Raw genomic sequence first — 4457 nt, 5'->3', positions numbered from 1 at the left:
GGTGCAGACAGGCTTCAAGACGGTATGCGACGGGCATTTGGAAAACCAATCGGTACAGCTGCCCGAGTACGTCGTGGCCAACCATTAGTTACCGTCAGAACGACTGCTGAAAACTTCAAGTTTTCAAAGGATGCATTACGACGTGCCGCTATGAAATTTCCGACGTCTTGTAAAGTTGTGATAGAAAAAGGCGAAAAACTCGTCAGAATGTAACCTTTTTACGATATATTTCTCGCTAATTTTTCCCTTTCATTCAGGATCGAAAAACTTCAGAGGAAAAGCTTTAACATTTTCATCATAAATTCGTTCCATACGTATATCTTCTAAAATCACTATGCCGCCTTCTATATACTCTTTTACAATACTCCCGGGGTAAATATGACCGCCATAGGCATTTCCTGTTGGACCAGCAACAACCACATGGATATGTGCTAGCATTTCGTCTTCTTGAATGCTTACAGTACCGCTCCCTGCAACACATTCAATACCTCCAGGAGGATTGAATTCATTCACGTGAAACTCGCCAATATTTGTGTTGAAATAAGCAAGACGTGCGTTTCTCAACGTCCCGAGCATGAACAGTACTAAACCTGATCTAATTCCTTCGTCTTTTAATTTCGCTTCAAGACAGCGGAACAAGTCACCACCTTTGCTAATTCGGAAAACGAAGAAATTTTTGAGGCTTGCATGTCCAAAATCAATATAGTCTAAATAGGGCTTTTCAGTTGTTTCAGTCATAGTGCCTTAAGGATCCCCAATCCAATATAATATTTTGGGTGCGGGGTAAAGAGCAGAAACCTTTAACGCCCTACTATCAAGCCCTTCTGCTCACATTTAGCAGGGCAACGGCAATCTGTCCCTTGGTGTGCAAAACCCTTCAAAGTTCATTTCTTTGAAAATCATGCACTATTAAATTGACTATCACCAGTAAATGATTTCTTAATGACGTGTGGCCATGTTGTAAACTTTCGTTTAATTGCTCTAGTTCTTTACTCTGATAGATGTAATCATACAACTTCCAAATGTTGGATGCCACCTCCTTTATCTCTGTTGCTAATTTTTCAAAATTAATATTGCTATTGGAAGACCAGTTATACCTATTAGTTCTGGGTGACCTTATCTTTCTTGTAATCATGGCCGCTAGATGGTCATATTTCTGAAATAACTGAATGAAACTGTCTTCTGTTTTATCATGATGGTTGCATAAATACGCTATGCCGTCTAGATTCGGTTCTATGTAAATTTTAGATTTATGTTTAGGCGTATTAACAAAATCATGAAGCAAAGCATACAATAACAGTTTCTTGGTATCTTTTGTTAAATTATGAGGAAGACCTTTGCGAATTCGGAGTGTTCGTGTATTTTTTGTGTGAGTTGGCTCATAATTCGAATGTATGGTGCCCTTGATCCATTGGACCAATCCCATCCCTTCACTATGAAAGCGCCCTATCGCTTTAATCTGCAACAAATCTTTTAATTTCTGTTTTAGTTTTGCAGTATTTGAACATCTAAAGTGTAATTCAATAGCTCCTAAATAGCACTGAAATGAATAGGGATACATCGGCTTAGATGCATTAATTTTATTGTAATAACGTCTTCTTGGATGCTTAATTATAGCTTTACATCCTTCCATATAAAATTCAGTTTTCCTAGTGACAATTGGAGTTACAATTTGACCTTCAAGTATTAACGTAAGCATTCCAAGCCTCCATCGCCTCTACAACCTCGTTTTTTAACGAAATTTCGTTAAGTTCTTCTTTGACAATGAAGTTATCTTCTTGCCACTCCGGAATCCTCTTTATTATGCGCTCTAATAATTGAAATCGCTTAATTTGAACCCTACCATATCCCGCATTGTATCCTCTGCCTAGTCTTTGCATGTTAATAACTGATTCAATCAATAAACCAATTTGTTCACTTGTACAACGCGTAACATCAATTTCAAAGGTAAATTCACCGGAAAAATACCGCTCGCCAAAGTCTTGGACAGGTTTGTTATCAAAAGTCATGCAAACACGATTTTCAGTGGCAATATGGACTTTTTGAACTTTAACTTCAGTTTTAGCCGATTTATGAGAAATTGCTGTAATTGGCTCTGCGTAGACAGAAATTAAACCTTCAGTACCCATAGATCCAAAAACTTGATGAACTATGCATTCACCATTGCCCTTACAAGAACCCGAAAGATGAAAACCTTTAGGAAGAAGACTGTTGCCCGCTTTATCGGTCGCTTTATCGCTAGTGTGGCACACCTCCACACCAGCATCATAACAAGTCTTCATCACTTGATGCCTAATAGCTCCTCTAATCCCTTTAAGTAAATACGATATAGAGAAAGCTTCCTTTTCCTCTTTACCATTCCTGTAAGAATACTTTATAGGATATAATCTCAAAAAATGCGAATTATTACTTCTAGGAAGAGAACCGTTTAACGGTTTGGCGATTGCGGTATAAGCAACCACTTTTAGAATTCTCTGAGGATTTTGTATCCTCTTAACTCGGTCAGACATTTTTTTGGACATGCCACACGACTCCCCTAACTTGAGATGATTTTTTATGTATCATATTTGGAAAAAATCGCTATTTTTGTACCCGCATTCGTTTTCTATGCGACAAGTTTTTTCGTCGGCATTATTTATAAGGTCATATTCCTATATAAACTTTTCTGAATATAGGAATATCAATAATAACCGTTAATCATATAAGTAGATATTCCTATAAATTGTGCGGGTGATATTAGATGGGCAAAGTCTCCTTCGTAATAGATGATGAGCTAGAAAAGGAATTCAGAGTGGAAGTAGCAAAGAGACTAGGTGGGAAAAAAGGCGATCAAAGTAAAGCGATAGAAGAAGCGATCAAGTTATGGCTTAAGGAGAAGAATAGAGGTTAAAGACTCCACCTTTTGTTATGCACTCTAAAATGGATTATGTGGTTTAAATTTGTAACTTAAATACATTCGATAAACTCAGCTAATTTTTGGACTCTCACAAAAAATGTGGTCTTTATATAAAGTTAAAGGAAGTAGGCAGGGGAAACGAATGAAATTAGAAGTCTATCTTTTTATATCGCCCACATGTGGTCTTTGTCCTCTGGTAGAACAACGTCTTTTAGGAGTTATTGAAAAAAATAAACTACCAATCAAAATCAAAAAAGTAGATATAACCAAAATTCCAGAGACTTCTAAAAAGTATGATGTAGTTGTATGTCCTACACTTGTTTTCCCTGACTTCATGAAAATAGGTGGTGTGTGTGACCAAGTACTACTAGAAGAATTAATATTGAATTATTATGTGAATTCTTATTCATTTCATCAAGGATCAGTACGTAGTATTCCCGCACATTAATAATTTTAATTGAAATATTCGCCTCAATCGAAACCCTAAAAGCGTTAGACATCAATATTATATTTTAAATTCTAATAGTAACGCTTTGTTAGGTAATGAAAAATGTCCTTGAAGGTAGGAATAGGATATTCTACTTTGGAAGATCCGAAAGAGGCAGGAACAGAAGCCGCTAATAAAGCTCTAGCACAACTTGGCGGTGCCGAACCAACCTTTACAATAGCATTTTGCACAGTTCAATATAATGAACAAAAAATAATAAATGGAATCAATAAAGCCACAAAAAGAGCGCCACTATGGGGCGGGACATCATTAGGTGGTGTGTGGACCCCTGACGGTTTTATTGAAAGTGAAAATGGCTCTGTAGGGGTAGCAATTTTATCTTCACCGACTTTGACTGTTGGCGTAGGGGCGACAAAAATCAGAAGTGATGGTTTCGGTGAAGGCGAACTCGCAATGAAACGAGCCTTAGCCGATGTTGGTGAACACGTTCAGACCGCTGTGGACTCACGTACGACTACTGCGGTAGGGCAAACTGAACGCCATCCACCGGATTTGGTGTTGATGTGCGCTGCACCGGGAGTTGAAGAGGGGCACATCCGTGGGATTAGAAGTGCCGTCCCTACAATGTTTCCAATAGTTGGAGGCACCTCAGCGGATAATACACTTGAGGGTAAATGGAAGCAGTTTGCTGATTTGGACGTATACAGCGACTATTTATCGGTAGCTTGCTTGTATTCAAAGGATCTTAAGGTTGGCTATAGTTATAGTCAGGAATATGAACCTTTGAAACGTGGTAAAGCAACGAAGGCCAAAGGAAGGACACTCTACGAAATAGATGGGCGCCCCGCAGCAGAAGTCTATGCGGAATGGGCGGGCAAAACTTTAGACTCAATTAAAGGTGGAGCGATATTAAGCGAATCCTTCTTTAATCCGATCGGAATTGCACACGAGGGCTATTGGCAGACGGTGCATCCTGGCAATGTCAATGAGGATCTATCAATAGATGGTTATGTGGTATTTCCTCAAGGGGCTGATATTGCTGTTTTGTCTGCTACACAAGATGAATTAGTTGCGGAGACTAATGCAGTCTTTAAGAGAGCGATTGACATGGGC

The 4457-nt window shown here is 38.7% G+C and carries 7 protein-coding genes; 4 read left to right on the top strand and 3 right to left on the bottom strand.

Annotation, left to right across the window (positions count from 1 at the left end; all coding sequences use genetic code 11):
- Positions 1-213 (top strand): ribosomal protein L16 (locus tag QVB70_RS01220; protein ID WP_287582566.1); only part of this gene is annotated, 213 nt, incomplete at its 5' end.
- Between the two features lie 36 nt (positions 214-249).
- On the opposite strand, the gene QVB70_RS01215 is transcribed toward QVB70_RS01220, so the two are convergent.
- The 3 genes from QVB70_RS01215 to QVB70_RS01205 form a co-directional block, all read right to left on the bottom strand.
- On the bottom strand, positions 250-738 hold the full coding sequence (locus QVB70_RS01215; RefSeq protein WP_287582564.1) for a DNA-binding protein: 489 nt from the start codon (positions 736-738) through the stop codon (positions 250-252).
- 139 nt (positions 739-877) lie between these two features.
- A complete protein-coding gene (locus QVB70_RS01210; RefSeq protein WP_287582562.1) occupies positions 878-1699 on the bottom strand; it encodes a hypothetical protein in 822 nt (273 codons plus the stop codon).
- Positions 1680-2522: an RAMP superfamily CRISPR-associated protein gene (locus QVB70_RS01205; protein WP_287582560.1), complete on the bottom strand. Its 843-nt coding sequence runs from the start codon at positions 2520-2522 to the stop codon at positions 1680-1682. Before QVB70_RS01205 ends, QVB70_RS01210 begins: the two co-directional genes overlap by 20 nt.
- 218 nt (positions 2523-2740) lie before the next feature.
- Between QVB70_RS01205 and QVB70_RS01200 the strand changes: the two genes are divergently transcribed.
- The 3 genes from QVB70_RS01200 to QVB70_RS01190 all read left to right on the top strand — a co-directional run.
- Positions 2741-2890 carry a ribbon-helix-helix domain-containing protein gene (locus tag QVB70_RS01200; RefSeq protein ID WP_287582558.1) on the top strand — a complete coding sequence of 50 codons (150 nt, stop codon included), beginning with the start codon at positions 2741-2743 and terminating at the stop codon, positions 2888-2890.
- Between the two features lie 148 nt (positions 2891-3038).
- Positions 3039-3344, top strand: a complete 306-nt coding sequence (locus tag QVB70_RS01195) for a thioredoxin domain-containing protein (RefSeq protein WP_287582556.1) — start codon at positions 3039-3041, stop codon at positions 3342-3344.
- Positions 3345-3479: 135 nt separating this feature from the next.
- Positions 3480-4457, top strand: a 978-nt coding sequence (locus QVB70_RS01190; RefSeq protein WP_287582554.1) for an FIST signal transduction protein, incomplete at its 3' end; no start/stop codon positions are given.

Origin of the sequence: Candidatus Borrarchaeum sp., assembly GCF_019058535.1 — an archaeon.
In the GTDB taxonomy this organism is placed as follows: Archaea; Asgardarchaeota; Sifarchaeia; order Borrarchaeales; family Borrarchaeaceae; genus Borrarchaeum; species Borrarchaeum weybense.
This window is presented reverse-complemented; position numbering and strand designations above follow the sequence as displayed.

Bases quoted from the DNA above. Each gene is read 5' to 3' on its own strand.
- QVB70_RS01215 (WP_287582564.1), bottom strand. From the start codon at position 738: ATGACTGAAACAACTGAAAAGCCCTATTTAGACTATATTGATTTTGGA.
- QVB70_RS01195 (WP_287582556.1), top strand. From the start codon at position 3,039: ATGAAATTAGAAGTCTATCTTTTTATATCGCCCACATGTGGTCTTTGT.
- QVB70_RS01200 (WP_287582558.1), top strand. From the start codon at position 2,741: ATGGGCAAAGTCTCCTTCGTAATAGATGATGAGCTAGAAAAGGAATTC.
- QVB70_RS01205 (WP_287582560.1), bottom strand. From the start codon at position 2,522: ATGTCCAAAAAAATGTCTGACCGAGTTAAGAGGATACAAAATCCTCAG.
- QVB70_RS01210 (WP_287582562.1), bottom strand. From the start codon at position 1,699: ATGCTTACGTTAATACTTGAAGGTCAAATTGTAACTCCAATTGTCACT.